General features: G+C 63.8%; 26 protein-coding genes and 1 pseudogene. 13 read left to right on the top strand and 14 right to left on the bottom strand.

Features of this window, described 5'->3' with window-relative positions:
* Nucleotides 1-4: 4 nt before the first annotated feature.
* From dmeF to KKP04_RS08400, 3 genes are all read right to left on the bottom strand, one after another.
* Nucleotides 5-973: a CDF family Co(II)/Ni(II) efflux transporter DmeF gene (gene dmeF, locus KKP04_RS08410; RefSeq protein WP_215029280.1), complete on the bottom strand. Its 969-nt coding sequence runs from the start codon at nucleotides 971-973 to the stop codon at nucleotides 5-7.
* Nucleotides 974-994: 21 nt separating this feature from the next.
* Nucleotides 995-1267 carry a metal/formaldehyde-sensitive transcriptional repressor gene (locus KKP04_RS08405; RefSeq protein ID WP_215029265.1) on the bottom strand — a complete coding sequence of 91 codons (273 nt, stop codon included), beginning with the start codon at nucleotides 1265-1267 and terminating at the stop codon, nucleotides 995-997.
* 296 nt (nucleotides 1268-1563) lie between these two features.
* Entirely contained in the window at nucleotides 1564-2094 is a 531-nt protein-coding gene (locus KKP04_RS08400) for a hypothetical protein (protein WP_215029262.1), read from the bottom strand.
* Between the two features lie 177 nt (nucleotides 2095-2271).
* Here KKP04_RS08400 and dapD point away from each other — a divergent pair, with 177 nt between their 5' ends.
* From dapD to dapE, 4 genes are all read left to right on the top strand, one after another.
* Complete coding sequence (dapD, locus tag KKP04_RS08395; protein WP_215029259.1) at nucleotides 2272-3111, top strand: 2,3,4,5-tetrahydropyridine-2,6-dicarboxylate N-succinyltransferase; 840 nt, start codon at nucleotides 2272-2274, stop codon at nucleotides 3109-3111.
* A 142-nt stretch (nucleotides 3112-3253) separates the two neighbouring features.
* Nucleotides 3254-4285 (top strand): DUF805 domain-containing protein, encoded by a 1032-nt coding sequence (locus KKP04_RS08390; RefSeq protein WP_215029256.1) that lies wholly within the window; start codon nucleotides 3254-3256, stop codon nucleotides 4283-4285.
* 143 nt (nucleotides 4286-4428) lie between these two features.
* Nucleotides 4429-5250, top strand: coding sequence for a hypothetical protein (locus KKP04_RS08385; RefSeq protein WP_215029253.1), 822 nt, complete (start codon nucleotides 4429-4431; stop codon nucleotides 5248-5250).
* Between the two features lie 61 nt (nucleotides 5251-5311).
* Entirely contained in the window at nucleotides 5312-6463 is a 1152-nt protein-coding gene (dapE, locus tag KKP04_RS08380) for a succinyl-diaminopimelate desuccinylase (RefSeq protein WP_215029250.1), read from the top strand.
* Nucleotides 6464-6476: 13 nt separating this feature from the next.
* Here dapE and KKP04_RS08375 read toward each other — a convergent pair whose 3' ends face one another.
* From KKP04_RS08375 to KKP04_RS08365, 3 genes are all read right to left on the bottom strand, one after another.
* A complete protein-coding gene (locus KKP04_RS08375; RefSeq protein WP_215029235.1) occupies nucleotides 6477-6791 on the bottom strand; it encodes a hypothetical protein in 315 nt (104 codons plus the stop codon).
* Between the two features lie 99 nt (nucleotides 6792-6890).
* The gene (locus KKP04_RS08370; protein WP_215029232.1) at nucleotides 6891-7658 is read right to left on the bottom strand and encodes an ABC transporter ATP-binding protein; all 768 of its coding nucleotides are present in this window, start codon (nucleotides 7656-7658) and stop codon (nucleotides 6891-6893) included.
* The gene (locus KKP04_RS08365; RefSeq protein WP_215029228.1) at nucleotides 7655-8929 is read right to left on the bottom strand and encodes a lipoprotein-releasing ABC transporter permease subunit; all 1275 of its coding nucleotides are present in this window, start codon (nucleotides 8927-8929) and stop codon (nucleotides 7655-7657) included. Before KKP04_RS08365 ends, KKP04_RS08370 begins: the two co-directional genes overlap by 4 nt.
* Before the next feature lie 269 nt (nucleotides 8930-9198).
* Between KKP04_RS08365 and KKP04_RS08360 the strand changes: the two genes are divergently transcribed.
* Together KKP04_RS08360 and KKP04_RS08355 are read left to right on the top strand one after the other, a co-directional pair.
* Complete coding sequence (locus tag KKP04_RS08360; protein WP_215029225.1) at nucleotides 9199-9675, top strand: low molecular weight protein-tyrosine-phosphatase; 477 nt, start codon at nucleotides 9199-9201, stop codon at nucleotides 9673-9675.
* Nucleotides 9672-10478, top strand: a complete 807-nt coding sequence (locus KKP04_RS08355) for a fructosamine kinase family protein (protein WP_215029222.1) — start codon at nucleotides 9672-9674, stop codon at nucleotides 10476-10478. The genes KKP04_RS08360 and KKP04_RS08355 overlap by 4 nt, the downstream gene beginning before the upstream one ends.
* Nucleotides 10479-10676: 198 nt before the next feature.
* Here the strand turns inward: KKP04_RS08355 and KKP04_RS08350 are convergent.
* The 4 genes and pseudogenes from KKP04_RS08350 to hslV all read right to left on the bottom strand — a co-directional run.
* Nucleotides 10677-10778, bottom strand: a pseudogene (locus KKP04_RS08350) (IS5/IS1182 family transposase); the annotation flags it as partial.
* An 80-nt stretch (nucleotides 10779-10858) separates the two neighbouring features.
* Entirely contained in the window at nucleotides 10859-11743 is an 885-nt protein-coding gene (locus KKP04_RS08345) for an SHOCT domain-containing protein (RefSeq protein ID WP_215029219.1), read from the bottom strand.
* A gap of 127 nt (nucleotides 11744-11870) precedes the next feature.
* Nucleotides 11871-13184: an ATP-dependent protease ATPase subunit HslU gene (gene hslU / locus KKP04_RS08340; protein ID WP_215029216.1), complete on the bottom strand. Its 1314-nt coding sequence runs from the start codon at nucleotides 13182-13184 to the stop codon at nucleotides 11871-11873.
* Nucleotides 13177-13749: an ATP-dependent protease subunit HslV gene (gene hslV, locus KKP04_RS08335; RefSeq protein ID WP_215029212.1), complete on the bottom strand. Its 573-nt coding sequence runs from the start codon at nucleotides 13747-13749 to the stop codon at nucleotides 13177-13179. The genes hslU and hslV overlap by 8 nt, the downstream gene beginning before the upstream one ends.
* Before the next feature lie 92 nt (nucleotides 13750-13841).
* Here hslV and hisB point away from each other — a divergent pair, with 92 nt between their 5' ends.
* The 3 genes from hisB to hisH are packed head-to-tail and all read left to right on the top strand — an operon-like array spanning nucleotide 13842 to nucleotide 15586.
* Nucleotides 13842-14435 (top strand): imidazoleglycerol-phosphate dehydratase HisB, encoded by a 594-nt coding sequence (gene hisB / locus KKP04_RS08330; protein ID WP_215029207.1) that lies wholly within the window; start codon nucleotides 13842-13844, stop codon nucleotides 14433-14435.
* A 19-nt stretch (nucleotides 14436-14454) separates the two neighbouring features.
* Complete coding sequence (locus KKP04_RS08325; protein WP_215029204.1) at nucleotides 14455-14934, top strand: DUF2628 domain-containing protein; 480 nt, start codon at nucleotides 14455-14457, stop codon at nucleotides 14932-14934.
* Between the two features lies 1 nt (nucleotide 14935).
* Nucleotides 14936-15586: an imidazole glycerol phosphate synthase subunit HisH gene (gene hisH / locus KKP04_RS08320; RefSeq protein WP_215029202.1), complete on the top strand. Its 651-nt coding sequence runs from the start codon at nucleotides 14936-14938 to the stop codon at nucleotides 15584-15586.
* Here hisH and KKP04_RS08315 read toward each other — a convergent pair.
* A complete protein-coding gene (locus KKP04_RS08315) occupies nucleotides 15549-15920 on the bottom strand; it encodes a hypothetical protein (protein ID WP_215029199.1) in 372 nt (123 codons plus the stop codon). The genes hisH and KKP04_RS08315 overlap by 38 nt on opposite strands.
* 137 nt (nucleotides 15921-16057) lie before the next feature.
* Here KKP04_RS08315 and hisA point away from each other — a divergent pair, with 137 nt between their 5' ends.
* The 4 genes from hisA to KKP04_RS08295 all read left to right on the top strand — a co-directional run bounded on the left by hisA (nucleotide 16058) and on the right by KKP04_RS08295 (nucleotide 22176).
* On the top strand, nucleotides 16058-16789 hold the full coding sequence (gene hisA / locus KKP04_RS08310; RefSeq protein WP_215029196.1) for a 1-(5-phosphoribosyl)-5-[(5-phosphoribosylamino)methylideneamino]imidazole-4-carboxamide isomerase: 732 nt from the start codon (nucleotides 16058-16060) through the stop codon (nucleotides 16787-16789).
* Between the two features lie 198 nt (nucleotides 16790-16987).
* Entirely contained in the window at nucleotides 16988-18265 is a 1278-nt protein-coding gene (locus KKP04_RS08305) for a DUF3108 domain-containing protein (RefSeq protein ID WP_215029192.1), read from the top strand.
* Between the two features lie 162 nt (nucleotides 18266-18427).
* A complete protein-coding gene (locus KKP04_RS08300; RefSeq protein ID WP_215029189.1) occupies nucleotides 18428-21871 on the top strand; it encodes a helicase-related protein in 3444 nt (1147 codons plus the stop codon).
* Nucleotides 21868-22176 (top strand): RNA-binding S4 domain-containing protein, encoded by a 309-nt coding sequence (locus KKP04_RS08295; protein WP_215029184.1) that lies wholly within the window; start codon nucleotides 21868-21870, stop codon nucleotides 22174-22176. The genes KKP04_RS08300 and KKP04_RS08295 overlap by 4 nt, the downstream gene beginning before the upstream one ends.
* A gap of 18 nt (nucleotides 22177-22194) precedes the next feature.
* Here KKP04_RS08295 and KKP04_RS08290 read toward each other — a convergent pair whose 3' ends face one another.
* From KKP04_RS08290 to msrB, 3 genes are all read right to left on the bottom strand, one after another.
* Complete coding sequence (locus KKP04_RS08290; RefSeq protein WP_215029181.1) at nucleotides 22195-23559, bottom strand: replication-associated recombination protein A; 1365 nt, start codon at nucleotides 23557-23559, stop codon at nucleotides 22195-22197.
* An 818-nt stretch (nucleotides 23560-24377) separates the two neighbouring features.
* On the bottom strand, nucleotides 24378-24890 hold the full coding sequence (locus KKP04_RS08285) for a nucleotidyltransferase family protein (RefSeq protein ID WP_251133986.1): 513 nt from the start codon (nucleotides 24888-24890) through the stop codon (nucleotides 24378-24380).
* Nucleotides 24891-25081: 191 nt separating this feature from the next.
* Complete coding sequence (gene msrB, locus KKP04_RS08280; protein WP_215029173.1) at nucleotides 25082-25486, bottom strand: peptide-methionine (R)-S-oxide reductase MsrB; 405 nt, start codon at nucleotides 25484-25486, stop codon at nucleotides 25082-25084.
* Nucleotides 25487-25556 lie beyond the last annotated feature (70 nt).

The following is a 25556-nucleotide window of genomic DNA, read 5'->3' as shown; positions in this document are numbered from 1 at the left end:
AAGGCTAGGCAGCCTTCGCGATGGGGAGCGGCTCGACCTCCACAGTGACGTGCGAGAGTTCGTGAATCGAGGCCAGTCGCGCCTTGTAGTAAGACGGCGCACGCGGATGGGCCGATGCGAGCGCCACGATGGCCGCGTGATGGCCGGGGCCGACTTGCCACACGTGGAGATCGGTGATGCGCTCGCCGCCGACCTCGATAGCCGACCTGATTTCGGCTTCGAGGTTGTCATGCTTCGGCACCATGTCGAGCAGCACGCCGCCCGCGTCGCGGACCAGTCCCCAAGACCAGCGCGCGATGACCAACGCGCCGACAACGCCCATGACGGGATCGGCCCAGAGCCAGCCGTAGATGCTTCCGAGCAGGAGGGCGACAATCGCCAGAACCGAAGTCAATGCGTCGGCGAGCACATGCAGATATGCAGCGCGAAGGTTGTTGTCGCGGGCATGGTGGTTCTCATGATCGTGGTCGTCGTGGCTGTGATCGTGCGCGTGCCCGTGATGGTGGTGGTGCGAATGGTCGTCCTTGAGCAGCCATGCGCTGACGAGGTTCACGGCGAGCCCCAGGATCGCGACCGTGATCGCCTGTTCGAAGCTGATCGGAATCGGATTGGCGAGCCGCACGAGACTTTCCCATCCGATCAGAAGCGCAACGAGCGCAAGCACAATCGCGCTTGAGAACCCGGCGAGGTCGCCCAGCTTTCCGGTTCCGAAGGTGAAGCGAGGATCGTGCGCATGCCGCCGCGCATAGAGATAGGCGAGCGCCGTGATGAGCATGGCCCCGGCGTGGGTCGACATATGCCACCCGTCCGCGATGAGCGCCATGGAGCCGTATATCGTCCCCGCCACGATCTCGACGACCATCATGCTGGCCGTCAACGCGATGACAAGCCAGACCTTGCGTTCGTTGCGTTGGTGATGCTGTCCGAGGAATATGTGCTCGTGGACGAAATTCGTTGCGGTGTTCTGAGTCACCGGCCGTTCTCCCGCGTTACGTCACTTCATGTATGTGCGTATGACCTGGATCAGTTCTTCGGCGCCCTTGCTCCGGTCTTCTTCCGTATCTGCCGCGAGGATATGCCCGCGCACATGCCCTTCCATGATCTCGGAAGTCAGACCGGCCAAGGCGCCACGGATCGAAGCCAACTGGCGCAGCACCTCGGCGCATTCGGCTTCGGCCTCCAGGGCGCGTTCCACGCCTTCGAACTGACCTTTCAAGCGCCGAACGCGAGCAAGCAGAGCCTCCTTGTAGATGGTGGTATGCGCCATGCCGACAGAAGCCTTCCCCAAAAATATAACCTAGAGGGGTATACTATTCAGGGCGCTTGCGTAAAGGCAACAGGGTTTCGGGATGTGGAAAAGTCCCGCTCATTGCCTGTCGGGCTGCGGAGGAATGGATGAGAACGAGCCGACCCCGGCGGCTGGTCCGCTTCCGGCGACGCCTGAAGAAATCGTCGCCGCGCTCAAGGCGAGGGGTTCGGTTCGACGAGCACGGCTGCGCAAGCGACAGTTTGCGGCCGGTGCCATGCGCCCGGTCGCGTCAGCCTTGCAACGGGAAGAGAGCGCTATTGCCCGGCTTCCGATACAGCCTTGTCGAGGAGGGACGCCATGTATTTCGATGGCGTTTGGCCGAGTGAAACGGCCTTGTCGCGCAGCGCCTCGTAAACCTTCGGCGAGATGTCGACCTGCGCCAGGATGGATGAATCGCCGGCCGATGAGATCTGCGACGCAAGCCTCTCGCGCATCACCGCTTCGAACTTCCAGATGCGGGACGACTTCTCCTGCGCGCTCAGGTTCTTCGCGTCCGCGATGACCGGGCAATATGCCGCCATCGCGGCATTCAGCAGGCTCGAATAGTCGATGCCGGGCCGCTGAGACTTCAGGCTCACGATCAGGCTTGTGATTTCGTTCGCCAGATCCGAGGAGCTGCCCTCCGTGAATACCTTCGCCTGCGCGGGCGAAATCCGCACCTCGCCCTTGCCGATCTCGGGACACTCGAACCCGGCGGCGGTCGCCGCACCGACGCCCGATACGGAAAGCAGCAGCACTGCAAGGCATATTTGCGCGGCGCGCTTCGAAGACGGAAAAGCTGGCATTTGGCCCCTCACTCGCATTTGCATCCAGAATAAAGGATGCGTCCGTCTTCGTGATGCTCTTTCAGGTTGTGTACTGAAGGCCGCGTTAAGCCGCAAGATGCGATCCTCCAAGCTGCTTGACAGACGGTGCCGCCAGAGGGCACGCATTTGGATGAAGAAAGCGGGAGGTTTCCAGCCATGACGAATGATCTGAAGGCGGTCATCGATGCCGCGTTCGAGGATCGCCAGGCCATCCGGTTCGGGCAGAAGGGCGAGATCGCCGACGCGGTCGAGGCGGCCCTCGCGCTGCTCGACGACGGCAAGGCGCGCGTGGCCGAGAAGGTCGGCGGCGAATGGGTCGTCAATCAATGGCTGAAGAAAGCCGTGCTTCTCTCCTTTCGTCTGAACGACAACGCGCTCATGGGCGATGGCGAAGCGCCGGGGCCGTGGTGGGACAAGGTGCCGTCGAAATTCTCGGGCTGGGACGACGCGCGGTTCCGCGCCGCCGGCTTTCGCGCGCTGCCGGGCTCCATCGTGCGCCGGTCCGCCTTCATCGAGAAGAACGCCGTCCTCATGCCCTCCTTCGTGAATGTCGGCGCCTATGTCGGCGAAGGCACGATGGTCGATACATGGGCGACGGTCGGCTCCTGCGCGCAGATCGGCAAGCACGTGCATCTCTCGGGCGGCGCGGGCATCGGCGGCGTGCTGGAGCCGCTACAGGCGGGGCCGGTGATCATCGAGGATAATTGCTTTATCGGCGCCCGCGCGGAGGTCGCCGAAGGCGTCGTCGTCGGCGAAGGTTCTGTGCTGTCGATGGGCGTCTATCTCGGCCAGTCCACGAAAATCGTGGATCGCGCGACCGGGGAGGTTTTCTATGGCCGCGTGCCGCCTTATTCGGTGGTGGTGTCGGGCGCGATGCCGGGCAAGCCGCTGCCTTCCGGCGAGCCGGGTCCGTCGCTCTATTGCGCGGTGATCGTCAAGCGCGTCGATGAAAAGACGCGGTCGAAGACATCCATCAACGAGCTTTTGCGCGAGTAGAATGTCGCGCGTTCGGATGGTTCCTGAACGCGGGCGGCTTGGGAAACGAAGTTCATAAGACGGATACCGATCGTATTCCGTCTTTAAATCTGAAGAAGAGCCCGTTCCGATGATAAGACGGGCTTCAGGCGCCGAAAGCGCGATGGAGAATTCTATGGGCTGGGGCGAAGTGTTGTTCGGCTTTCATGGCCGCATCAACCGGCTGACATATTGGGGCGGAAGCCTCGCGGTGACGGCAGCCGGTCTCGCTTTCGCCGCCCTTCTCTCGTGGCTTGCCACGGGCGACCCGCTCGCGCCCGCCGTCTGGCAGCGCCCCGCCGACCAGTCGGGCCTGTGGGAGCCGGTTTGGTTCAGCTATTTCGCGTTGATCGCGTGGCCGATGAGCGCATTGTCCGTGAAGCGCCTTCATGACCGCGCGTTGCCGCGCTGGCTCTGGTATTCCTATTTCGCGTTCTCCGTCGCCATGGCGCTCGTGCCGATGACGGACACGCTCGAAGCGGGAACGCCTGCCTCATCCGGCTTCCTCGCCGCCGTGCTCACCGGCTTTTCGATCTTCATGTTCGTGCAACTGAGCGTGCTTCGCGGCACGCCCGGCCCGAACCCGAATGGGCCCGACACGCTCCCGCCCGGCTTTTACGGCGGCGATCACGACATCTGGAGCGTACTGTTCGGACTGGAAGGCCGCCTGAGCCGCGCGCAATGGTGGCGGGGAACGCTGATGGTCGGCTCGGCTGCGCTGACGGTGTTTTTCGCGTCGATGCTTTTTCTTGACGACTACCTCAACCGCCACCCTGAAATCGTTCAGAACATGAACAACCGGGATTGGCTCAAGAGCGACGAGGCGAGGCCGGTGGCCGCCGAGATCGCGCGGTGGATGTTCATTCCGGGGATCGTCTTCTGCGTTGCGCTATGGAACCTGCTGGCGCTCGGCGTGAAGCGCCTGCATGACCGGGGGCTTTCCGGCTGGCTGACCCTGCTTCTGATTGGCCCGTTCTTCGTACTCGGCCTCGCGCCGGGCCTCGTTGCACAAGCCGCCATCAGCGAGGGCATGGTCAGCCTCGTGGCGCTTCTCTTTCTGGCTTCGCTGATCTGGGGATTGCTCCAATTCGGAGTTCTGCCGGGGGAAACGGGGCCGAACCGTTACGGACCCGATCCGCTCGCCGGAAAGGCGTGAACGCTCAAAGCCGCCACCCAAGCTGCCCACGAAAAGCCTGAAAAGGGGGCTTTCGTCAAGAGAAGGCACGCGCCCGGAAGATCGGCTTACAGATCATTTTCCTGTGGCGTGATTTGCCAGTTTCAGCTGCGTGAAGGCACACCATGCCACGTTTCGTGACCCTTGACGAAACCGAAGTCATCAAGTCCGCCTACAAGCTGCAAAATCGCGTGGCGGAGCGCTTTCCCGATCGCGGGCTTACCCGCGAGGCAACGCGCCTCGCCGAATACGCGCATGCCATCGCTCGGGAAGCGCGGATCCTCGCAAAGCGCAACGTGGCGGCGGATTTCGCCATCGGCGCGTTGACGATGATCGGCTTCGCAGTCACGGTCTTCATCCTAGCGCGCATTCCGTGGATCGAAATCCAGTTTGCGAAGCAACAGGAATTCTTTCAGGCAATGCAGGGCATCAGCGCGGCGATCCATGTCGCCGTTTCAGTCGGCCTTGTGATCTTCTTCGTGACAAATCGCGCGACGCGCATGAAGCGCAAGGAAGCGCTGCGGGGGCTGCATAGTTTGCGTGCCTTCGCCCATGTCGTCGACAGCCACCAGATGAACAAGGATCCGGCGGCGATGGCGGCAAACCTGCCGCCCACGCGATCCTCGCCCGACCGAGACCTGAGCCCGCGCGAGCTGCTTCGCTATCTCGAATATTGCTCGGAGATGCTGTCTCTCATCAGCAAGTTCGCGGCGCTTTACGCGCAAAGCATCCGCGATCCCGTTGTTTTCGATGCGGTGAACGACATCGAGCAATTGACGGCGTCACTCAGCAACAAGATCTGGCAGAAGATCATGATCCTGCACAATTCGCTGGGGAGCCAGCCGCATGGCCAAGAGATCCGCCTGCCGGACACGGCGTTCGCGCCGCCATCGCCCGTTACCACGGTCCAGCCGCAAAACGGGCCGCCACGAGAGCTGATCCCCTGACCGGTTCCGCTTGTTGAACCCACTGAAAAAGCCTGATCGCCCGAGGAAACAGAGAAAAGACATGACAAGCGCTACCGAGTACGCCCAGGCTCTCATTCTCTGCGAAAGCGTCACGCCCGACGAGGCCGGCGCGCTCGCCTTTCTGGAACGCGAACTCGGCGCGGCGGGCTTCGCCTGCGAGCGGCTGCGCTTCAGCGAGCCCGGAACGGCCGATGTCGAAAACCTCTACGCCCGCATCGGCGACGGGACGCCGCATATCTGCTTCGCGGGGCATATCGACGTCGTGCCGCCGGGCGATGAAGCGGCGTGGCGGTTTCCGCCGTTCGCTGGCGAGATCGAGGACGGCGTTCTTTACGGGCGCGGCGCGGTCGACATGAAAGGTGCGGTCGCGGCCTCGCTTGCGGCGGCGCTCGGATATCTGCGCGAGAAGGCGAATCTGGCGGGCTCCATCAGTTTCCTCATCACCGCCGACGAGGAAGGGCCGTCGATCAACGGGACGCGCAAGGTTGTCGAGCGCCTCATCGCGCGGGGCGAACGTCCCGATGCCTGTGTGCTCGGCGAATGCACCTCCGAAGATGCTGTCGCCGATGCGATCAAGATCGGGCGGCGCGGCTCGCTCGGTACTGAACTCACCGTGCGCGGCGTGCAGGGGCACGTCGCCTATCCGCACAAGGCGCGGAACCCGCTGCCCGCCCTCATCGACGCGCTGACGCTTCTCAAGGCGCGCCGCCTCGACGAAGGCAGCGAGCATTTTCAGCCGTCGAACCTCGAAATCACGACCATTGATACCGGAAACAGGGCGACGAACATCATCCCGGCGCAGGCAACCGCGCGCTTCAACATCCGCTTCAACGATCTGCACACCGCGCCCGCGCTCAAGGCATGGATCGAGGAGGAGGTAGCTGCCGCGCTCCTCGATACCGGCGTAGAGCATACGCTGACCTTCGATTCGGCATCCGAGAGCTTCCTGACAAGTCCGGGCGGCTTCGTGAAAATGCTGGGCGCGGCGGTGCTGGCTGAGACGGGGCGCGAGCCGGTGCTGTCCACCGGCGGCGGAACGTCGGACGCGCGGTTCATCAAGGATCTGTGCCCGGTCGCTGAACTCGGCCTCCTGAATGCCACGGCGCACAAGGTGGACGAGCATACGGCGACGGCGGACATCGAAACGCTCGCGCGCATCTACAAGCGCTTCCTGCACCTCGCCATCGGGTGACGCGCGCGGCGTGTCACCGCCGGAAGAACATCCCGCGCACGACATAGAAAACGACGGCGGCGATCCAGATGGCCGCCGCAATCGCGCCCGCGATCATGGCCAGGAGCGCGATGAGGAAAAACCCCATGCCCACGGTATAGAGGAGCGGCCCGGCGTCGAAACCGCCGATGAGGCAGGTCTGCGCGCCGCTTTCGTCGAGGCGGCAGCCCGCGAAATGCGCCACGCTCGCGGCGAAGATCACCGGGATCATCGGCAGCACGGATAAAACGAGGATCGCGATGGCCGCGCGGCGGAAGCGCCTGCGACGCGCCGATTCGGGCTTTGTCATTCGGTCGTTTTCGCCTTGCATGCGCCACCGCCCGTTGAGCACGCCTTGCGGCAAAAGCGCGGCTTTTCGGTCTGCGCAAGATGCGCCACAAAGCCGAGACTAGCCCAACGCCTCGCGCTCCGCCTGTGCGTTGTCCGCCTCGCTCTGCTGGCCGGGATGCGAAACCTCGACCAGCACCCCGTCATCGAGTTGCAGCACGCGATCCATGCGGCCGGCAAGTTCGAAATTATGCGTGGCGATGAGCGCGGCGACACCTGAATTTCGGATGAAGAAGACGAGTTCGTCGAACACGCGGTCGGCGGTGTGCGGGTCGAGGTTGCCCGTCGGCTCGTCGGCGAGCAGCACGCACGGATTGTTCGCAACCGCGCGCGCAATGGCGACGCGCTGCTGTTCGCCGCCCGACAATTCGGCGGGGCGATGCGAAGCGCGGTCGTAAAGGCCGAAGGTCGAGAGCAGTTCGAGCGCGCGCTCCTTCGCATCCTTTCGTCGAACGCCCGCGAGAAGCTGCGGCATCATCACATTTTCGAGCGCCGAGAACTCGGGCAGGAGATTGTGGAACTGGTAGATGAAGCCGATTTCCGTCCGGCGAACCCGCGTGCGGTCCTTGTCGTTCAGCGCGGTGCAATCGACGCCGTTGAGCAGCACGGCGCCGCCGCCCGGCCTTTCCAGCAGGCCCGCCATATGCAGCAGCGACGACTTGCCGGACCCCGATGGCCCGACGAGCGCCACAGCCTCGCCGTCGCATATTTCGGCGGAAGCGCGGCGCAGCACCTCAATCGTGCGGTTGCCCTGCACATAGGTGCGCTCAAGCTCGACGAGTTGCAGAACGGGCCTCGTGCCCGCGAAATCGCGCGTGACAATTTTCATTCGTAGCGCAGAGCCTCCACGGGATCGAGTCGCGCCGCCTGAAGCGCGGGATAGATCGTAGCCCCCATCGAAAGAAGAAGCGCGATCACGACGACCACGATCACCTCCGCGGGATCGAGCTGGGACGGCAGGCTCGACAGAAAATAGACGCTCGGATCGAACAGATGCGTGTTGGTGAGCCAGGAAACGAGCTGGCGTATGTCTTCGAGATGCAGGCTTACGAGCACGCCAAGGATGACGCCGACAAGCGTCCCGATCAGGCCGATGCTCGTGCCGGATATGAAGAACACGCGCATGACCGCGCCGCGCGTGGCACCCATGGTGCGCAACACTGCAATATCGCGCCCCTTGTTCTTTACGAGCATGGTGAGGCCGGAGATGATGTTGAGCGTGGCCACCAGCACGATCAGCATCACGATGATGAACATCACGTTCCGCTCGACCTTGAGAGTGTTGTAGAAGGTGGCGTTGCGCTGCCGCCAGTCGGTGAGCAGCATGTCGGCACCGCCCGCTTCCTGCAATACGCCGCGCATCGCCTCGACATTGTCCGGGTTGTCGATCACGACTTCCAGCACATGCACCGCCTGCCCAAGATTGAAGAAGCCTTGCGCCTCCTTCATCGGCATGAAGGCGATGGAGCCGTCATATTCGGACATGCCCATCTCGAACACGGCCGCGACGCGATATCGCTTCACGCGCGGTGCGGTGCCGAACGGCGTCGAGGCGCCCTTGGGCGCAAGCAGCGTTACCTCGCTGCCGACGAACACATTGAGGCTGTTCGCGAGGCGCGTGCCGATGACGATGCCGCCCGAATCGTCGAAGCCGTCTAGGGTGCCGAAGCGGATATTGCCCGAGATCGATTTCAGGGCTTCGAGGTCGCGCCCCATGAGGCCGCGCACGATGACGCCGGACGAGCCGTTCTGCGAGGAGATCATCACCTGCCCCTCGACGACGGCGAGCGCATGGTCGACGCCCTTCACGGCGTTCAGCCGCTTCGCGACTTCGTCGTAGTCGGTGAACGGGCGCGCGAGCGGCCGCACGATGACATGGCCGTTAAGCCCGAGGATCTTGTCGAACAATTCCTTGCGGAAGCCGTTCATCACCGAAAGCACGATGATGAGCGTGGCCACCCCGAGCGCGATACCGAGCACGCAGAAGAACGCGATGACGGACACGGAGCCCTTCTTGCGGCGCGCGCGCAGATAGCGGAAAGCGAGAAGCCACTCGAACGGCGCGAACGCGCCCGGTTCTTTCACGGCTTTTTCTGTCATGCCTCGTCCCGCGTGTTGATTTTCGACAGGCATCCGCGCGCACGCGATTTCGCGACCGCAACGCCGGGCTGTGTGGTGCAACGGATTTATGGCTGCATCAAGGGCGAAAATGCGTCATTGCCGGGCCGCCCCGCGCGGGCAATATCGAAAGAGTGCGTGGCGAGCTGCGAAACGCGTCTGGTTCGCCCGTGATCGCTGTCTTAAAGTATAGGTTGCGTGGCCGAAGCGGACGCGGTCAGATTGTGCTTTTTACTAGCGGGGAAACGATAATGGCGGAAATAAAAACGTCGGTCTTGTTCGTGTGCCTTGGCAATATTTGCAGGTCGCCCCTCGCCGAAGCGGCGTTCCGCGCCGAGGCGAAGAAACTCGGCCTCGATGTCGAAGTCGATTCGGCGGGAACGGGAAACTGGCATGTGGGCGAGCCGCCCGACCGGCGCGCGCAGGCGGTGGCGCGGAAGAACGGCGAGGACATCGGCGGTTATCGCGCGCGTCTCGTCACGCAGGACGACTTCCGCCGCTTCACGCATATCGTCGCACTCGACGGCTCGAATCTGTCCGTGCTTCGCTCGATGCGCCCGTCCGATGGCACGGCGAAGCTCGCGCTGTTCCTCGATTATGTGGACGAGCGCAGAGGTGAGGCGGTCGCGGACCCATATTATGGCGACGAGGCGGGTTTCGACACGACCTGGGCCGACGTGACGGAAGGCGCGCGGGCCCTGGCGCGCGCGATCGCCGACGGGCAATGAGCACGCTCGGCGAGGCGGGCGCGGCACTTCTCGGCGGCACGCTCGCGGCCGAGGCGGCGCTTGGCGGCGGCTCGCTGTCGGAGATCGTGCGCATCCGTCTCGGCGACGGGCGCGAGGCGGTCGTGAAGGGCGGCGGCCTGCCAGAAATTGAAGCGAGAATGTTGCGGGCCATGGCGGCGGCTGGCGCGCCTGCCCCGGCGGTTCTGGCAGTGGGCGACGGCGTTCTCGTGATCGAGGCTCTCGATGCGGGCGGCTCGATGAGCCGGGCATGGCCGCAAATCGGCGTGGCGCTTGCCACACTCCATGCTGCAAAGGGCAAATGTTGCGGATGGGACGACGATTACGCCTTCGCGCGCGTGGCTATCGAAAACCGCTGGATGCAAAACTGGCCCGCCTTCTGGGCCGAGCGCCGTCTGCTTGTGAATGTCCCGCATGTTGGCGCGGACCTCGCACACCGCCTCCAAGCGCTGGCGCAATCGCTCCCCAATCGGCTGCCCGAGCTTGCCGCGCCGAGCCTTTTGCATGGCGACCTCTGGGGCGGGAATTTGCTCGTATCGCGCGGCGGTGCCGTGTCCTTCATCGATCCCGCCTGCTATTACGGCCACGGCGAGGTCGATATCGCGATGCTGAACATGTTCGACACGCCGCCCCGCGCCTTCTACGACGCCTACGGCCCGCTCGAACCCGGCTTCGATGAGCGCCAGCCGATCTACCGGCTTTGGCCCGCGCTCGTGCATCTAAGGCTGTTCGGTTCCGGCTATCGGGGCATGGTCGAGCGGCTGCTCGCGGCGGCGGGCGTTTGAGCGGCGCCGCTGATCGCAGCGTGAGGCGAACCAGATGCGCCGAAGCGGCGTACGGCGTTACCGGAGAATGGTTGACGAACGAAAGGGTGTTGAAATGCACGGGCCTGCGGTTATGCCGAACGCGCGAACGTGGCGGAATGGAAAGGCTCGCTTGAGCCGATCATGGGCCGCGTAAGGCGCGAAATTCGCACGCAGCCCGTCATGCGCCTGCCCCTCGGTGAGTTTCAGCGCGATCGGCAGGCCGTTGGCGTCGACGAGCGCGTGGATTTTCGTCGTCAGGCCGCCGCGCGAGCGACCCATGCAACGGGATCGCACGGCTTTTTTCGTGACCTTAGTGCAGCGAATTAAGTCTCGCTCAAATGTCAAATGTAACAGCTCCACTACAGCCGCTTGAGTATTGCCTCTTTCTTCGCGGCAAACTCTTCTTCCGAAATGTAACCCTTGTCGCGCAGACCGCCGAGCTGTTCGAGAAGGGCCAGCCCCGCGCTTTGAATCTCGCTCGCCGAGGGCGCGCCCGAGGTCGTTACCGCAGCAGGCGACGCATGCTCGCCGCCGTGCGACGCTGCGGCAGGAGCTTTTTGTCCAGCGGAGCCGCCCACGCGCGGCAGGGTGTCGATACGCACGGTGCCGTTCTGGCTCGAAAACGTCATGCTCTCGCCGCCGCCCTGCTGCTGGCCGAAGCCATAGACCGAATAGCCCGTCGTATCGTAGACCTCGATGCGGCCGTTGCCGTAATCGATTGCGAGGCGATTGGAGTCCGGAAAATAAGCGTAGCGAGTCGTGTTCTGCCCGCCCGTGGAGGACGGATTGCCAAGCTCCGATGGCCACCAGCCGCCGGACGACGACTGGCCGAAACCGAATCCGCCCCCGCCCTGATATTGCGACTGTCCGTACCCACCCGACTGTTGCTGCTGACCGGGATAACCGCCGGACTGCTGCTGCTGATTGGAATAGTTCTGGTTCGCGTGGGGTTGCTGCTGCGGCTGCGGGGCAAAGACGCCCGGCTGATACATCAGGTTCGACAACTCGTTGCAGAGGTTATCGACCGTGATCTTCGCGGAGTTGTTGAACATGTCGCCGACCATGGTCATGCCGCCGCGCATCCACTGGCCGCCGCCGCCAAACTCGGACAAGTTGAACTGCGCCATGCTCCCGCCACCGCGAATGACGGCGTCGAACATGATTTTCACCGAGTCGATGGCGATCTGGTAGCGTTCGGCGATGGCGGCGACGAGGCGCTCGCCCTCAGGGGTAAGATTTGTCATTGCGGCGTCTCCCTTGGCGCATCGGGCGCATGTTTGAAGAGCGAAAGCATTCGAGCGGGCCGTGCACGCTCACGCTTCTGGTCAGGAAATCAAATGCAAGACCGGATCTTGCTTTTCGCGGAATACCCTAAAGAATGAACTTCGAAAGGTCCGCGTTCTTCGCGAGATCGCCCACCTGCGCCTTTACATAGGCGGCGTCGATGACGAACTTTGTACGCCCTTTATCCGCTGCCTCGAAGCTTATTTCATCCAGCGCGCGTTCCATGACAGTGGAAAGACGCCGCGCGCCGATGTTTTCGACATTCGCGTTTACTTCCACGGCTATGTCGGCGATGGCGTCGATGGCATCTTCGCTGAACTCAAGCTCCACGCCTTCGGTTGCCATAAGCGCGATCGATTGCTTGATGAGGCTCGACTTCGGCTCGCGCAGGATGCGGCGGAAATCGTCGCCCGTCAGCGCCTGAAGCTCGACGCGGATCGGAAGGCGCCCCTGAAGCTCGGGCAGCATGTCTGAAGGCTTCGCGACATGGAACGCGCCCGACGCGATGAACAGGATGTGGTCGGTTTTCACCGGGCCGTATTTCGTGCTGACGGTCGTGCCTTCGATCAGGGGCAACAGGTCGCGCTGCACGCCCTCGCGGCTGACATCCGCGCCGAGCCGCTCCGAGCGCGCGGTGATCTTGTCGATTTCATCGAGGAAGACGATGCCGTTTTCCTCCACCGCCGTGATCGCATCCTGAACCACGGCCTCGTTGTCGAGCAGCTTGTCGCTCTCGTCGTTGATCAGCACCTCGTAGGAATCGCGCACGGAAAGGCGGCGCGTCTTGGTGCGCTGGCCGAACGCTTTGCCGAGCACGTCGTTGAGGTTCATCATGCTGATGGACGAGCCCGGCATGCCGGGGATCTCGAAGCCGCCCATTGGCCCGCCCGAATCGGCCACCTGCACCTCGATTTCCTTGTCGTCGAGTTCGCCGTCGCGCAGCTTCTTGCGAAACGCGTCTTTCGTGGCGGGGCTCGCATTCGGGCCGACGAGCGCCATCAGGACGCGCTCTTCCGCCAGAAGATGCGCCTTCGCGCGCACGTCCTTGCGCTTTGTCTCGCGCACGAGGCCGATCGCGCTCTCCACGAGGTCGCGAATGATCTGGTCGACGTCGCGGCCGACATAGCCGACTTCGGTGAATTTCGTGGCTTCGACCTTCAGGAACGGCGCGTTGGCGAGCTTGGCGAGGCGGCGCGAAATCTCCGTCTTGCCGACGCCGGTCGGGCCGATCATGAGAATGTTCTTCGGCAGAACCTCCTCGCGCATCTCGTCCTTGAGTTGCTGCCTGCGCCAGCGATTGCGCAGAGCGATGGCGACGGCGCGCTTCGCGGCGTGCTGGCCGATGATGTGGCGGTCGAGTTCGGAGACGATCTCGCGCGGGGAGAAATTGACTTCAGTCATTGGACGCCAGGCTTTCGACGATGATGTTGTTGTTCGTGTAAACGCAAATGTCGGCGGCGATGGCCATGGCCTTGCGCGCGATCTCCTCCGCGGAAAGGTCTGTATCGAGGAGCGCGCGCGCGGCCGCGAGCGCGTAATTGCCGCCCGAGCCGATGCCCATGATAGCGTGCTCGGGTTCGAGAACGTCGCCCGTGCCGGTGAGCACCAGCGTCGCGTTCTTGTCGGCGACGATCATCATCGCTTCGAGGCGGCGCAGATAGCGGTCGGTGCGCCAGTCCTTCGCAAGGTCGACGCAGGCGCGCACGAGTTGGTCGGGATACATCTCAAGCTTGGATTCGAGGCGCTCGAACAGCGTAAAGGCGTCGGCCGTCGCGCCCGCGAAGCCGGAGATCACATTGCCCTTGCCGAGCGTGCGAATCTTTTTCGCATTGGCCTTGATGACCGTCTGGCCGAGAGACACCTGTCCGTCACCGGCGACGACCACCCGTCCGCCCTTGCGAACGGTAAGAATTGTGGTGCCGTGCCAGCCCGTGGGGTCGTGAGGGGATTGCGCAAAATGCATCATTTGTCGTACCTGCTTTATCGAGCGGATATGGCACGCGGGTTTGAACCGTCAAGAAGCGGCTTCGCTTGCGCGGCCTGTATAGGATCGAGACTGTGAGAAAAGCGCGGATCGAACGGAAGACAAAGGAAACCGGGATCGCTGTCGAGGTAAATCTGGACGGGACCGGCGCTTTTTCAATAGCGACGGGCGTCGGCTTCTTCGACCATATGCTGGAGCAGCTTTCGAAGCACTCCCGCATCGACATCGCGGTTTCGGCCGAGGGCGATCTGCACGTCGACCAACACCACACGGTTGAAGACGTCGGCATCGCGCTGGGTCAAGCCATCGCGCAGGCGCTGGGCGACAAGCGCGGCATCGCCCGCTACGCACACGCCTACCTGCCGATGGACGAGACGCTGACGCGCGTCGCGCTCGATGTCTCGGGGCGGCCTTACCTCATATGGCGCGTGAAGTTCCCGACCGAGAAGATCGGCCAGATGGACACGGAGCTTTTCCGCGAGTTCTTTCAGGCGCTGGCGCAAAATGCCGGGATCACGCTTCACATCGAGACGCTCTACGGCGAGAATGCGCATCACATCGCCGAAAGCTGCTTCAAGGGCTTGGCGCGGGCGCTGCGTGAGGCCATTCTGATCGACGAGGCCGCGCGCGGCGAAATTCCATCGACGAAAGGGCAGCTCGGCGGGTGACGCTTGGCTGGAACCGCCCATGATCATCTACACCGTGCACGAGCCGCCGCACTCCACCGGCAATGTGGGGGAGCGCTCCGAACGCATCGCCTTCGTGCGGGAGAGCTTCACGTTCTGGGGCTTTCTGTTCGGCCCGTTCTGGCTCATCTGGAACCGCCTCTGGCTCGAAGCCATCGCCGTGGTGGCGCTCGCGGCGGGGCTCTACGCGATTATGATGCAGGCCGGCGTCGGCGAGCAGTCGGCCGGGATCGTCAATCTCCTGGTCGCGCTCATCATCGGCTTCGAGGGTAACGACCTCATCCGCTGGCGGCTCCAGCGCAAAGGCTACACCTTCATTTCCTCCGTCGCCGGGCGCAACCGGGAGGAATGCGAACACCGCTTCTTCGCCGCGTGGATGCCGACCGTCATGGCGAGCGGCGGCGGGCGCACATCAGGCGCCGTGAAGGGCGATTGGCAAACGCCGCATTCCGTGGGCACCTGGCCGGAGGCGGCGGCCTGACATGAGCGTTGCAATTGTAGACTACCAGTCGGGCAACCTGCATTCGGCGGCCAAGGCGTTCGAACGCGCGGCGCGCGAAGGCGGCTTCGACACCGACATCCGCGTGACATCGGACCCCGACACCGTGCGCCGCGCCGACCGCGTCGTGCTGCCGGGCGTCGGCGCGTTCGGGGATTGTTATCGTGGGCTGTCGGAAACGCCCGGCATGATCGACGCGCTGAAGGAAGCCGTGTTCGAGCGCGGAAGGCCGTTCTTCGGCATTTGTGTCGGCATGCAGATGCTGGCGGATCGCGGGCTTGAGCATGGCGAGCACAAGGGACTTGGCTGGATCGGCGGCGAGGTGGACCTCATCAAGCCATCGGACCTGCGCCTCAAGATCCCGCATATGGGCTGGAATACGCTCGACATCGCGCGCCCGCATCCGCTGCTGGAGGGCATTCCCGGCGGCGACGAGGGCTGGCACGCCTATTTCGTGCATTCCTACCATTTCAAGCCGACGGATGAGGCCGACGTGGTGGCGCGCACCGATTACAGCGCCCCGATCACCGCGCTCGTCGCGCGCGATAATGTCGCGGGCAGCCAGTTTCACCCGGAGAAAAGCCAGAAGCTCGGCCTCAGGCTGATTTCAAATTTCTTGCGATGGCGGCCTTGAGGTGACGCGACGCCTGTCCGTTGCGGCTGAAGATGGCGGTGAGGATGTGGCTCTTTGCCCGCGCGTCAGCGATCTGCGACACCTTCTCGCCACCAGCGTCGCAGGTATTGAACGCCGCCGCTTCCTCGCCCGCCTCACAGACAAGCACGCGATCCCTGAACGTCAGCTCCTGCATCAGCGCCGCGCGAATTTCCGTCGCCGTGACTTCGGTGCGGATGAGCCAGACGCCCGTCATCGGATGTTCCCATTCCGTTGCGAGCCTGCGGATGCAGTCGGCCGCCTTCGCGGCGCGCTTCTCCCGTTGAAACTCGCAGCAAATGAGATAACGGCGCATCGCACTCTCTTCGAAGAACTCGGTTTGAACGGGGCATCGCTGACTGATACTAAAGGAAAGCGGCATCGTCCGGTCAAAGAAAACAGCCTGCGCACGTGGTATTGATCCACGTGTGTTTAATCCTGGGGACAACTTGCATGATTCTCTATCCCGCCATCGATCTCAAAGACGGGCAATGCGTGCGCTTGAAGCAGGGCCTCATGGACCAGGCCACGGTGTTCAACGACGACCCGGCGGATCAGGCGAGACAATTTCAGACGCAAGGGTTTTCCGCGCTGCATGTGGTGGACCTGAACGGCGCCTTCGAAGGCCGCTCGGTCAACGCCGACGCGGTGACGCATATTCTCGCGGCGGTGACGATCCCCGTGCAGCTCGGCGGCGGCATCCGCACCCTCGAAGGTGTGTCGCACTGGATCGACCGCGGCGTCTCCCGCGTGATCCTCGGCACCGCAGCCGTGCGCGATCCTCATCTCGTGAAGGAGGCATGCGCGCGCTTTCCGGGCAAGATCGCGGTCGGCATCGATGCGAAGGACGGCCGCGTCGCGGTGCAGGGCTGGGCGGAGACGTCCGAGCTTTCGGCGGTGGACCTTGCACAGCGCCTTGCCGACGTGGGCGTCGCGGCGATCATCTACACCGACATCGCGCGCGACGGAATGCTGACGGGCCTCAACCTCGAAGCGACCGCCGAACTTGCGCGCGCGGTGCACCTTCCCGTGATCGCGTCGGGCGGGTTGGCCGGCATCGCCGACATCGAAAGGCTTCTGTCTCCGGCCTATGCCATCATCGCGGGCGCTATCGCCGGGCGAGCGCTCTATGACGGGCGGCTCGATCCCAAGGCCGCGCTCGCCCTTATCGGCGGGCAATCGTAATCTTGACGGAGCGACGCAAGCTTCGCCTCACCTCGCGGATTTATCTGTCAGGCGCCGGGGCTTTAACGCCCCGTTGCCACTTCATGGTTACCATTGCTTTCGGCCACGCTAGACTTCTGCAACATATAAATGACGAAATCGGCCACTACCGGCAAAGGGAGTGGCAAAACGATGCCTGCGAAAGGAAGAGCCTCCTTAATGGCAAAGCGACCGTTGCTTGGCAGCGATTGGGCTAACCCCGCTGCCGTTCTCTTCCTTTTGCTTGTGCTTTTTGCGTTCGTTTCCATAGCCAGGGCACGCGCGCAGGAGACGCCGCAAGGCGGCGTTGCCGCATCCGACGCCCCGTCGGAAAAGAAGGCGGAAGAAAAAAAGCCCGCAGTTCCCCAGCTTTCGGAAAAGCCTGAGGCTCCTCAACCGGCGGAAAAAAAGGCGGAAGTTGCGACGGACGCCAAACCGGAAGCGAAGCCCGAAGCCGAAAAGCCGCACGCGAAGGCGGTGGAAGCCCCCGAAGCGAAGCGACCGCCCCAGGCGAGCGCTTCGGGAAACGGGAAGGCCGGGGACAACAAGTCACCCGGTGAAGCCAGGGAAGCTCGTCCGGCTGAAAAAGCCGCCGACAAGGCCCCTGCCGAGCGCGAACGTGCGACCGAAAAGGCTGTCGAGCAGCCGAAAAACCTCACGCCCCCGATTCAGGGTGGCAATGGCGCGCTTGCGGTGCGCAGTTCCAAGATCAACGCACTCTACCGTATCCATTGGATCGGCGCGCACATCGGCGATTTCCGTATCCGCTCGTCGATCACAAACCGCCAGTATTCCTTGCAGGCCGACGCCGACATCAGCGTCCTGTTCGGCAGCGTGAGTTGGCGGGGCGTGACATCGAGCAGCGGGCTCATGACCGCCAACGGGCCGGTTCCGCAAAGCTACATGTTCCGCTACCAGACGGGTAATCGGGGCGAGACCGTCAAGTTGCTCTTCCAGCAGAAGATGGTTCGCGACATTCTCATCAACCCGCCCGCGCGGCCCGGCGCGCGCAATGCGCCGATCACCGCGGCGCACCTTCAGAACGTCGTCGACCCACTGAGCGCGCTGGTGCTTCTTTCGCAGGCGCGGCTTGCGAAAAACACGGGCGAAGGCGCGTGCAACAAGCGCCTGCCGATCTTCGACGGGAAGATCCGCTACGATCTGGTGCTGTCTCCGAAGGGGAAGCGATCCGTCGCCGGGGCCGGGAAGCTCAGAGGCACGGCCTTTGTCTGTAACGTGCGTTATGTCCCGATCGCGGGCTACAAGCTGGGCAAGCCGGGCGAAAGCGATTATGCAACCGGAAATACGGGCATAGAAGTTTGGCTTGTACCCTTGCCGGAAGCAGGTTTAATAGTACCCTACTACGTGCATGTCCCGACCCCCGCAGGCACCGCTTCCCTCGTGACGACGACATTCCACGTGGAAACGGCCGGGGGGCGTCACGCACTGGCCGAGTGAAGAGGGGAAAAACAAAGGCTACCATTCGCGACAACGGGCTGAACTGCCAACGATATCACGGCAGGTTCGCTTATTGCCGCAGGCGCACCTCTTCGCACACGCATCGCGCCGAAGCCTGATACATAACCACCAACAGCGTGCGGTTTATCAGAAAGTCCGCTCATGAGCGCATCAACGCAGACGGCTTCCATCAAGCCATCCCAGTCCCGTCACGTAACAGCGGTGCTGGGTCCGACCAATACCGGCAAGACGCATCTCGCCATCGAGCGCATGCTCGGCCACGAAAGCGGATTGATCGGCCTGCCGCTCAGGCTTCTCGCGCGCGAGGTCTATGACAAGATCGTCGCGCAGATCGGTCCACGCGACGTCGCGCTCATTACGGGCGAAGAGAAGATCAAGCCGGACCGCCCGCGCTATTACGTCTGCACCGTCGAAGCGATGCCGCGCGAGGTGGAGGTGGACTTCCTCGCCGTCGACGAAATCCAGCTTGCCGCCGACCCCGACCGTGGCCACGTCTTCACCGACCGCCTGTTCCACTCGCGCGGGACAAGCGAGACGCTGCTTCTCGGCGCCGCGACCATGACGGACGCGATCCGCGAGCTTATCCCCGGCGCGAACTTCATCGCGCGGCCGCGCCTCTCGAAACTGACCTACTCCGGCCAGAAGAAGATTACCCGGCTCCAGAGCCGCTCCGCCATCGTGGCTTTCTCTGCGAACGACGTTTACGCCATCGCCGAACTCATCCGTCGCCAGCGAGGCGGCGCGGCCGTGGTGCTCGGCGCGCTCTCGCCCCGCACGCGCAACGCGCAGGTGGCCCTGTACCAGAACGGCGACGTGGATTTCATCGTCGCGACCGACGCGATCGGCATGGGCCTCAATCTCGACGTGGATCATGTCGCCTTCGCGGGCAGCCGCAAGTTTGACGGCCGCAACCATCGTGACCTCACCCCCGCCGAGATGGGCCAGATCGCGGGTCGCGCGGGCCGCCACCTGAACGACGGCACCTTCGGCGTCACAGCCGATGTCGAGCCGTTCGACCAGGATGTCGTCAACAAGCTGGAAAATCACGATTTCGAACCGGCGAAGCTGCTCCAGTGGCGCAACACGCGCCTCGATTTCGACAGCGTGGACCGGCTGAAGGACAGCCTGCGCCAGGTGCCCGACCATCCGCGCCTGACGCGCGTGCGCACCGCCGACGACGTCGAAGCGCTCGACCTTGCCGCGAGCGATCCGCGCATCGCCGAACTCGCGACCGGTATCGGCTCGGTGAAGCGGCTTTGGGATGTCTGTCAGGTGCCGGACTACCGCAAGGTCGGCCCCAGCCAGCATGGCGAACTCGTCACCGCCCTCTACAAGCACATCATGACGGGCGAAGGCCACATACCGGAAGACTGGTTCGCCCAGCAGGTCGAACAGGCCGACCGCATCGACGGCGACATCGACACACTGTCGAACCGCATCGCGCATATCCGCACATGGACGTTCGTCTCGAACCGCTCCGAGTGGCTCAGGGATCCCGAACAGTGGCAGGGCAAGACGCGCGAGATCGAGGACCGCCTTTCCGACGCGCTGCATGAGCAACTGACGCAGCGCTTCGTCGACAAGCGCACGAGCGTGCTCATGAAGAGCATGCGCGACAAGGACAGCCTCTTCGCCGAGATCGAGAAGGATGGCCGCGTCGTCGTCGAGAAGCACTATGTCGGCAAGCTCGAAGGCTTCTGCTTCACGCCCGACCTCGAAGCAACGTCCGGGCTCAACGGCAAGGCCGCGCGCAACGCCGCCGCCAAGGTGCTCGTGCATGAACTCGCCGCCCGCGCGGACCGTCTCGCCGCCGCGCCCGACACCGGCTTCACGCTGACGCGCGAAGGGCGGATCGTCTGGGAAAATCAGGAGATCGGCAAGCTCGCCCCGAGCGACGATCCGCTGAAGCCGACCTTCGCGCTGAACTCGGATGAGCACCTCGCCGCCATCGACAAGGAAAATATCGGCAAGCGCGTCGAGACGTGGCTCCAGCACTATATCGAGATCCGCCTCAAGCCGCTGGTCGAGATCGCGAAGGCCGAGGAAATCACCGGTCTTGCGCGAGGCATTGCGTTCCGCCTCCGCGAGAATTTCGGCATCCTGAAGCGCGACACCGTGGCCGATGAGATCAAGACGCTCGATCAGGATGGCCGCGCCCAGCTTCGCAAATACGGCGTTCGCTTCGGCGCGCATCACATCTACTTCCCGCTGCTGCTTAAACCCGCAGCGGCGGATCTCTTGCTGCTGTTCTGGCTCTCGAAGCACGGCGCCGAGCACAATCTCACGCCCGCATCCATCGGGGATGCGCCGCGCCAGGGGCTGACCTCGGTGCCGAAGGTGGCCGAAGTGCCGGAGGCATTCTATCGCGCGGCTGGTTTCCAGGTGTGCGGACCGCGCGCCGTGCGCATCGACATGCTGGAACGGCTCGCCGATATCATTCGTCCGCTCACGACCTGGAAGCCGACCGACGCCAACGCCGAGCCACCGGCTGGTGCGGCAGGCGGCGGCGCTTTCCGCATGCGGCCCGAGATGATGTCCATCATGGGCTGTTCCGCCGAAGAACTCGGCGCGATCCTCGAGTCGCTCGGTTTCCGCCGCGAAAAGCGCCCGATCAAGAAAGCTCCCGGCGCCGAGATCGCGATAGCCAACGCAGGCGAGAAGTCATCCGCCGAACTTGCAGAGGCCGCATCGAGCGCTGTCGTGACCGAAGCAGCCGCCGAGGCGCAAGCCGTGGAGCCGGAAGGCGAACTCACGCCCGAAAGTGCGCCGCAATCCTTCTCGCAGGTCGAGCATGAAGACGCCGCACCCGTCGAGCCCGCGCAGGAAGAAGCCGCCGAAGCGGCCGCTTCCGAGATGCATGGTGAAGCAGGGTCGAACGCCGACGCATCGACGCCCGCCGTTTCGGAAACAGCGTCCGGCGACGCCATCGCCGCAGAAGCCGCGCCTGCCGAACCCGAGTTCGAGGAAGTCTGGCGTTTCCGCCGGCCGAAGCCGAAATTCGAGCGCGGCGAAGGGCAAGGCGACCGCCGTGCGCAGCATCGTCGTCACGGTGGCGCGGGACACGGCGAACGCACAGGCCAGGGCGAGCGCGGCGGTCAGCGTCCGCCGGGAGATCGCGGACCGCGCCCGCGCTCCGATAACGCGCCGCAACCGGCAGCCGCCGTTGGCGCAGAGGCACCCGCCGGACAAACCGAGGGCGCAGCCGCGAGCGGCGACCGCGCGCCGCGCCGCGAGTTTTCACGCGACCGCAGCGGGCCGCGCGATCAGAACCGCGAACGTGGAGATCGCAACCGCCAGCCGCGTTCCGATGGCAACCGTGATCGCCAGCAAGGCGCACCGGGCGACGCACCGCGGCCTGACAATGATCGTCGCGCGGGCGGCGGCCAGCCGAACCGGCCGCACCATCAACGGTCCGACCGGCCGAACGACCGCAATCGCGATTCGCGGCCTCCGCGTCCGCAGGGCATCGCCGCCAGCGCATCGCCGAAACGGTCGTCCGGCGGCGTCGATCCGGATTCACCCTTCGCAGCCTTGAGCAAGCTCAAGGAGCGCCTCGAAAAGCAGACCGAGGATCAGACCGCTTGACGGCACCGGACGAGCAGCGCCTCGACAAGTGGCTGTGGCATGCGCGGTTCGTGAAATCGCGCAGCCTCGCCGCGAAATTGATCGAGGAAGGCTGCATCCGGGTCAATCGTCAACGCGTCGTGAAAGCTGCAACCTGCATCAAGTGCGGCGACGTGCTGACGGCAAGTCTGTTCGGAGATGTGCGCGTGATCGAGATACGCGGCATCGGCGAGCGGCGCGGGCCTCCCGAGGAAGCCGCCGCGCTCTATTGCGAGCGTCTGGCCCTGCCGCCGTCGCCCTTACCGAACGGCGAACGCGAGCGATAAGCTGTAGTCGTCACGCGGCTATCTCCCGCCCCGCGCCGCTACCTCGCGCCGCACCTCGGCCCACGCGCGCAGCCGCTCTTCGATGCGCGCCTCGTAGCCGCGCCCGCGCGGGTGATAAAACTCGGCGCGGTCGAGCCCGTCCGGGAAATAGTTCTGCCCCGACACGCCCTCTTCCGTCGCATGGTCGTAGACGTAACCTTCGCCGTAGCCCTCGCTCTTCATGAGCTTCGTCGGCGCGTTGAGGATATGCTTCGGCGGAGGCAGCGAACCGCTCTCCTTCGCATAGCGCATCGCCGCACCGTAAGCCTTGTAGGCCGCGTTCGATTTCGGCGCAGTGGCGAGATAGACGACGCATTGCGCCAGCGCGAGTTCGCCTTCGGGGCTGCCGAGGAAATCATAGGCATCCTTTGCGGCAATCGCCTGCACGAGCGCGTTGTGATCGGCAAGCCCGATGTCCTCCACCGCCATGCGCACCATGCGCCGCGCGAGGTAAAGCGGCGCCTCCCCGCCATCGATCATGCGGCAGAACCAGTAGAGCGCCGCGTCAGGGTCGGAGCCGCGCACCGCCTTGTGCAGCGCGCTGATGAGGTCGTAATGGCCGTCGCGGTTCTTGTCATAGAGCGGCGCGCGGCGCTGGACGATCTCGGTCAGTTCGGCGGTGTCGATGGGGTGCGACGGATCGCGGCCGGTGGCGAACACATCTTCCGTGAGGTTGAGCGCGGTGCGCCCGTCGCCGTCCGCCATGCCGACCAGCGCGCCGCGCGCGTCCGGCGTCAGCGGCAGCGTCTTGCCGAGCACGCTCTCCGCGCGGGCGAGAAGCTGCGCGATGTTCTCATCCGTCAGCCGCCTGAAGACGAGCACCTTTGCGCGGGAAAGAAGCGCGCCGTTGAGTTCGAAGGACGGGTTTTCCGTCGTCGCGCCGATAAGGATGATGGTGCCGTCCTCGACGAAAGGCAGAAACGAGTCCTGCTGCGAGCGATTGAAGCGATGGATTTCGTCCACGAACAGGATCGTGCCCTGTCCGAAGCGCTGGCGATCCTTCGCGGCGTCGAACACCTTCCGCAGATCAGCCACGCCGGAAAAGATCGCCGAAAGCTGTTCGAAATGCGCGCCCGCGCCCTTCGCCATCAGCCGCGCGACGGTGGTCTTGCCCGTGCCGGGCGGCCCCCAGAAGATCATGGAGCGCGGCGCCTCGCCGTCTGCGATCCGGCGCAGCGGCCCGCCCTCGCCAAGGAGATGCTCCTGCCCGATCACGTCGCCAAGGGAAGCGGGTCGAAGCCGGTCGGGCAGCGGTCGCGAGGCCAGCGCAGCGGGCGACGGAGGCACGCTTTCGAACAGCGTCGCGCCTTCGGGCGTCGGGGAGGAGGAGCGCGGTTTGGCCATGACTGTTCACCGGTGGGAGTTCGACTGCACGTGTTCGCTTGCGGGTTTCCGGAAGATGGCGACGGAACGCGGGGATTTGGAGTTGCGCATCTCTTGCGCTCATCATCGCCGGGCGGTGCCGGCCGCGTCAATGCACGCCGGACGCGTTCCTCACATGTCGGCCTCACCAAAGGAACGCTTCGGGGGCCATCGTGACGATGGCCCCCCGCCCTCCGTGCCGACGCGCCTTGTCCACGCGGAGCCGGCATCCACTTCACTCGAAAACGCTCCTGTCGCTGGCGCGCGGATGCAACAAGGCGCGGCGCAGACCGGCCTTTCGCGAGATCACCAGCGAAAAGGCTGCCGCCGCATCCCAGTCGCGGGGATGCTCCCCGCTTAAGCGGCAGCAGGAGGCTTTCGCATTCGGGAACGGCACTGTCGCACGGCTGCGAAGTGCCTTTTGCTTGTTGCTTCAACCCGAACTGAAGTCATCTTGTGGCATCGCCGCGAGCTTAACAAGGCACCTGTCGCCGCTGTCTACAAGCTGGGGAAAGTTGTCTCGCACCGCTGCAACCTGTCCAAAAGCGCGATGGCAGCGTCTCGCTTGCGCTCCTGCAACGGCCTGTTATTGCGAGATATTTGGTACCGCCATGGGGCGCGTTTCGGGTTGCGCGAACGAGCGGCGAACGATGTGGAAAAAACAGCGCGAGCGTCTGGGTGGGTCTTCCACGTATGAGGCGTGCGGCGATCGCGTCGTCAGGGCCAAGCAAATCGAATGAAGCCCGGTGATCCACCCTATCATGACTTCGCTGGACAAAGTTTGTGACGCCATTGCGACGTCACGCGGCAAACTCACTGGCTAAAATCAGTCGGGGCCAGCGCTCAAGCCATCGCTTTTCCTGTACGCGCCTTCGGAAGATAGGCAATTTTTCGCCGATGAATGCGGGCGTCGGCCTGACGGTCAGGGAAAATAGGTCATCGATGCCGAACGGGGCCATGATCTCCACGCTGCGATCCGTCAGTCGCAGCGCGATCGCGGTCGCTGTTTCAGGCCATCGGCTCACAGCATCCTTGGCTGAGATGTATGGCTCATCGCCATTGCGCAGGTGCATGCGGGCTTGGTTCTTTACCGACCAGTCGATGGATGGTTCAACGGCCTTCAGTTGGGCCTCTATTTCACTGTCGACCGTTGCGGCGGCCCTCTTCCTGTCGAACCAAATCACATCGACATCATCCGTTGGGGCAGTCGCTAGGCGACCATGAAGGTAATCCCAAACGGCAGCGCGAACAAATCCTGCCCCGATCCAACAGTCAGGGAGATGCAGGGCTTGCACCTTTTCCAGCAGGCGCATGCGCCCGGCATCACCTGCTATAAGGGATGTAAGACGGTTTTCTAGGTCTGCACTCGCCGGTCGCATCAAACGTGTCTACCGCGATGCGACTCGCAAGGCTATGGCTGATCCAACTCATGCGACGGGATATGCCGTCGGAGAGACTGCAACCCGCGCCAGCGATGGGGCGAAGTGCGAATTGCAGTCGCCGCTCATTCGCTACCGGTCGGCTGAAAATCGAGCGCAACCCCGTTCATGCAGTAGCGCAACCCCGTTGGACGCGGCCCGTCCGGGAAGACGTGGCCAAGATGCGCGTCGCAGCGCGCGCAACGCACCTCGGTCCGGTTCATCATGAAGGAATGATCCTCGTGCGTTGTAACCGCGTCCTGCTCGATGGGGCCGGTGAAGCTTGGCCAGCCGGACCCGGACTCATATTTCGCGTCCGAGGTAAAAAGCGGCGCGCCGCAACAGACGCACGCGAAGACGCCTGCCCGCTTCTCGTCGTTCAACGGGCTCGAAGCCGCCCGCTCCGTGCCGTGCTGCCGCGTAACCTTGTATTGCTCGGGCGTCAGTTTCTCACGCCACTCCGCATCGCTTTTCATCATGCGCTCGGTCATCGACCCGACCTCCTCTCGCATTTTTCTTGAATGTGTTATGTGGAGACCGTTAGGTTTTTTGAAGAGGGCG

Source organism: Rhodomicrobium sp. Az07 (assembly GCF_018619475.1).
In the GTDB taxonomy this organism is placed as follows: domain Bacteria; phylum Pseudomonadota; class Alphaproteobacteria; order Rhizobiales; family Rhodomicrobiaceae; genus Rhodomicrobium.
The sequence above is the reverse complement of the archived record's forward strand: the minus strand, read 5'-3'. Positions and strand labels throughout refer to the sequence as shown.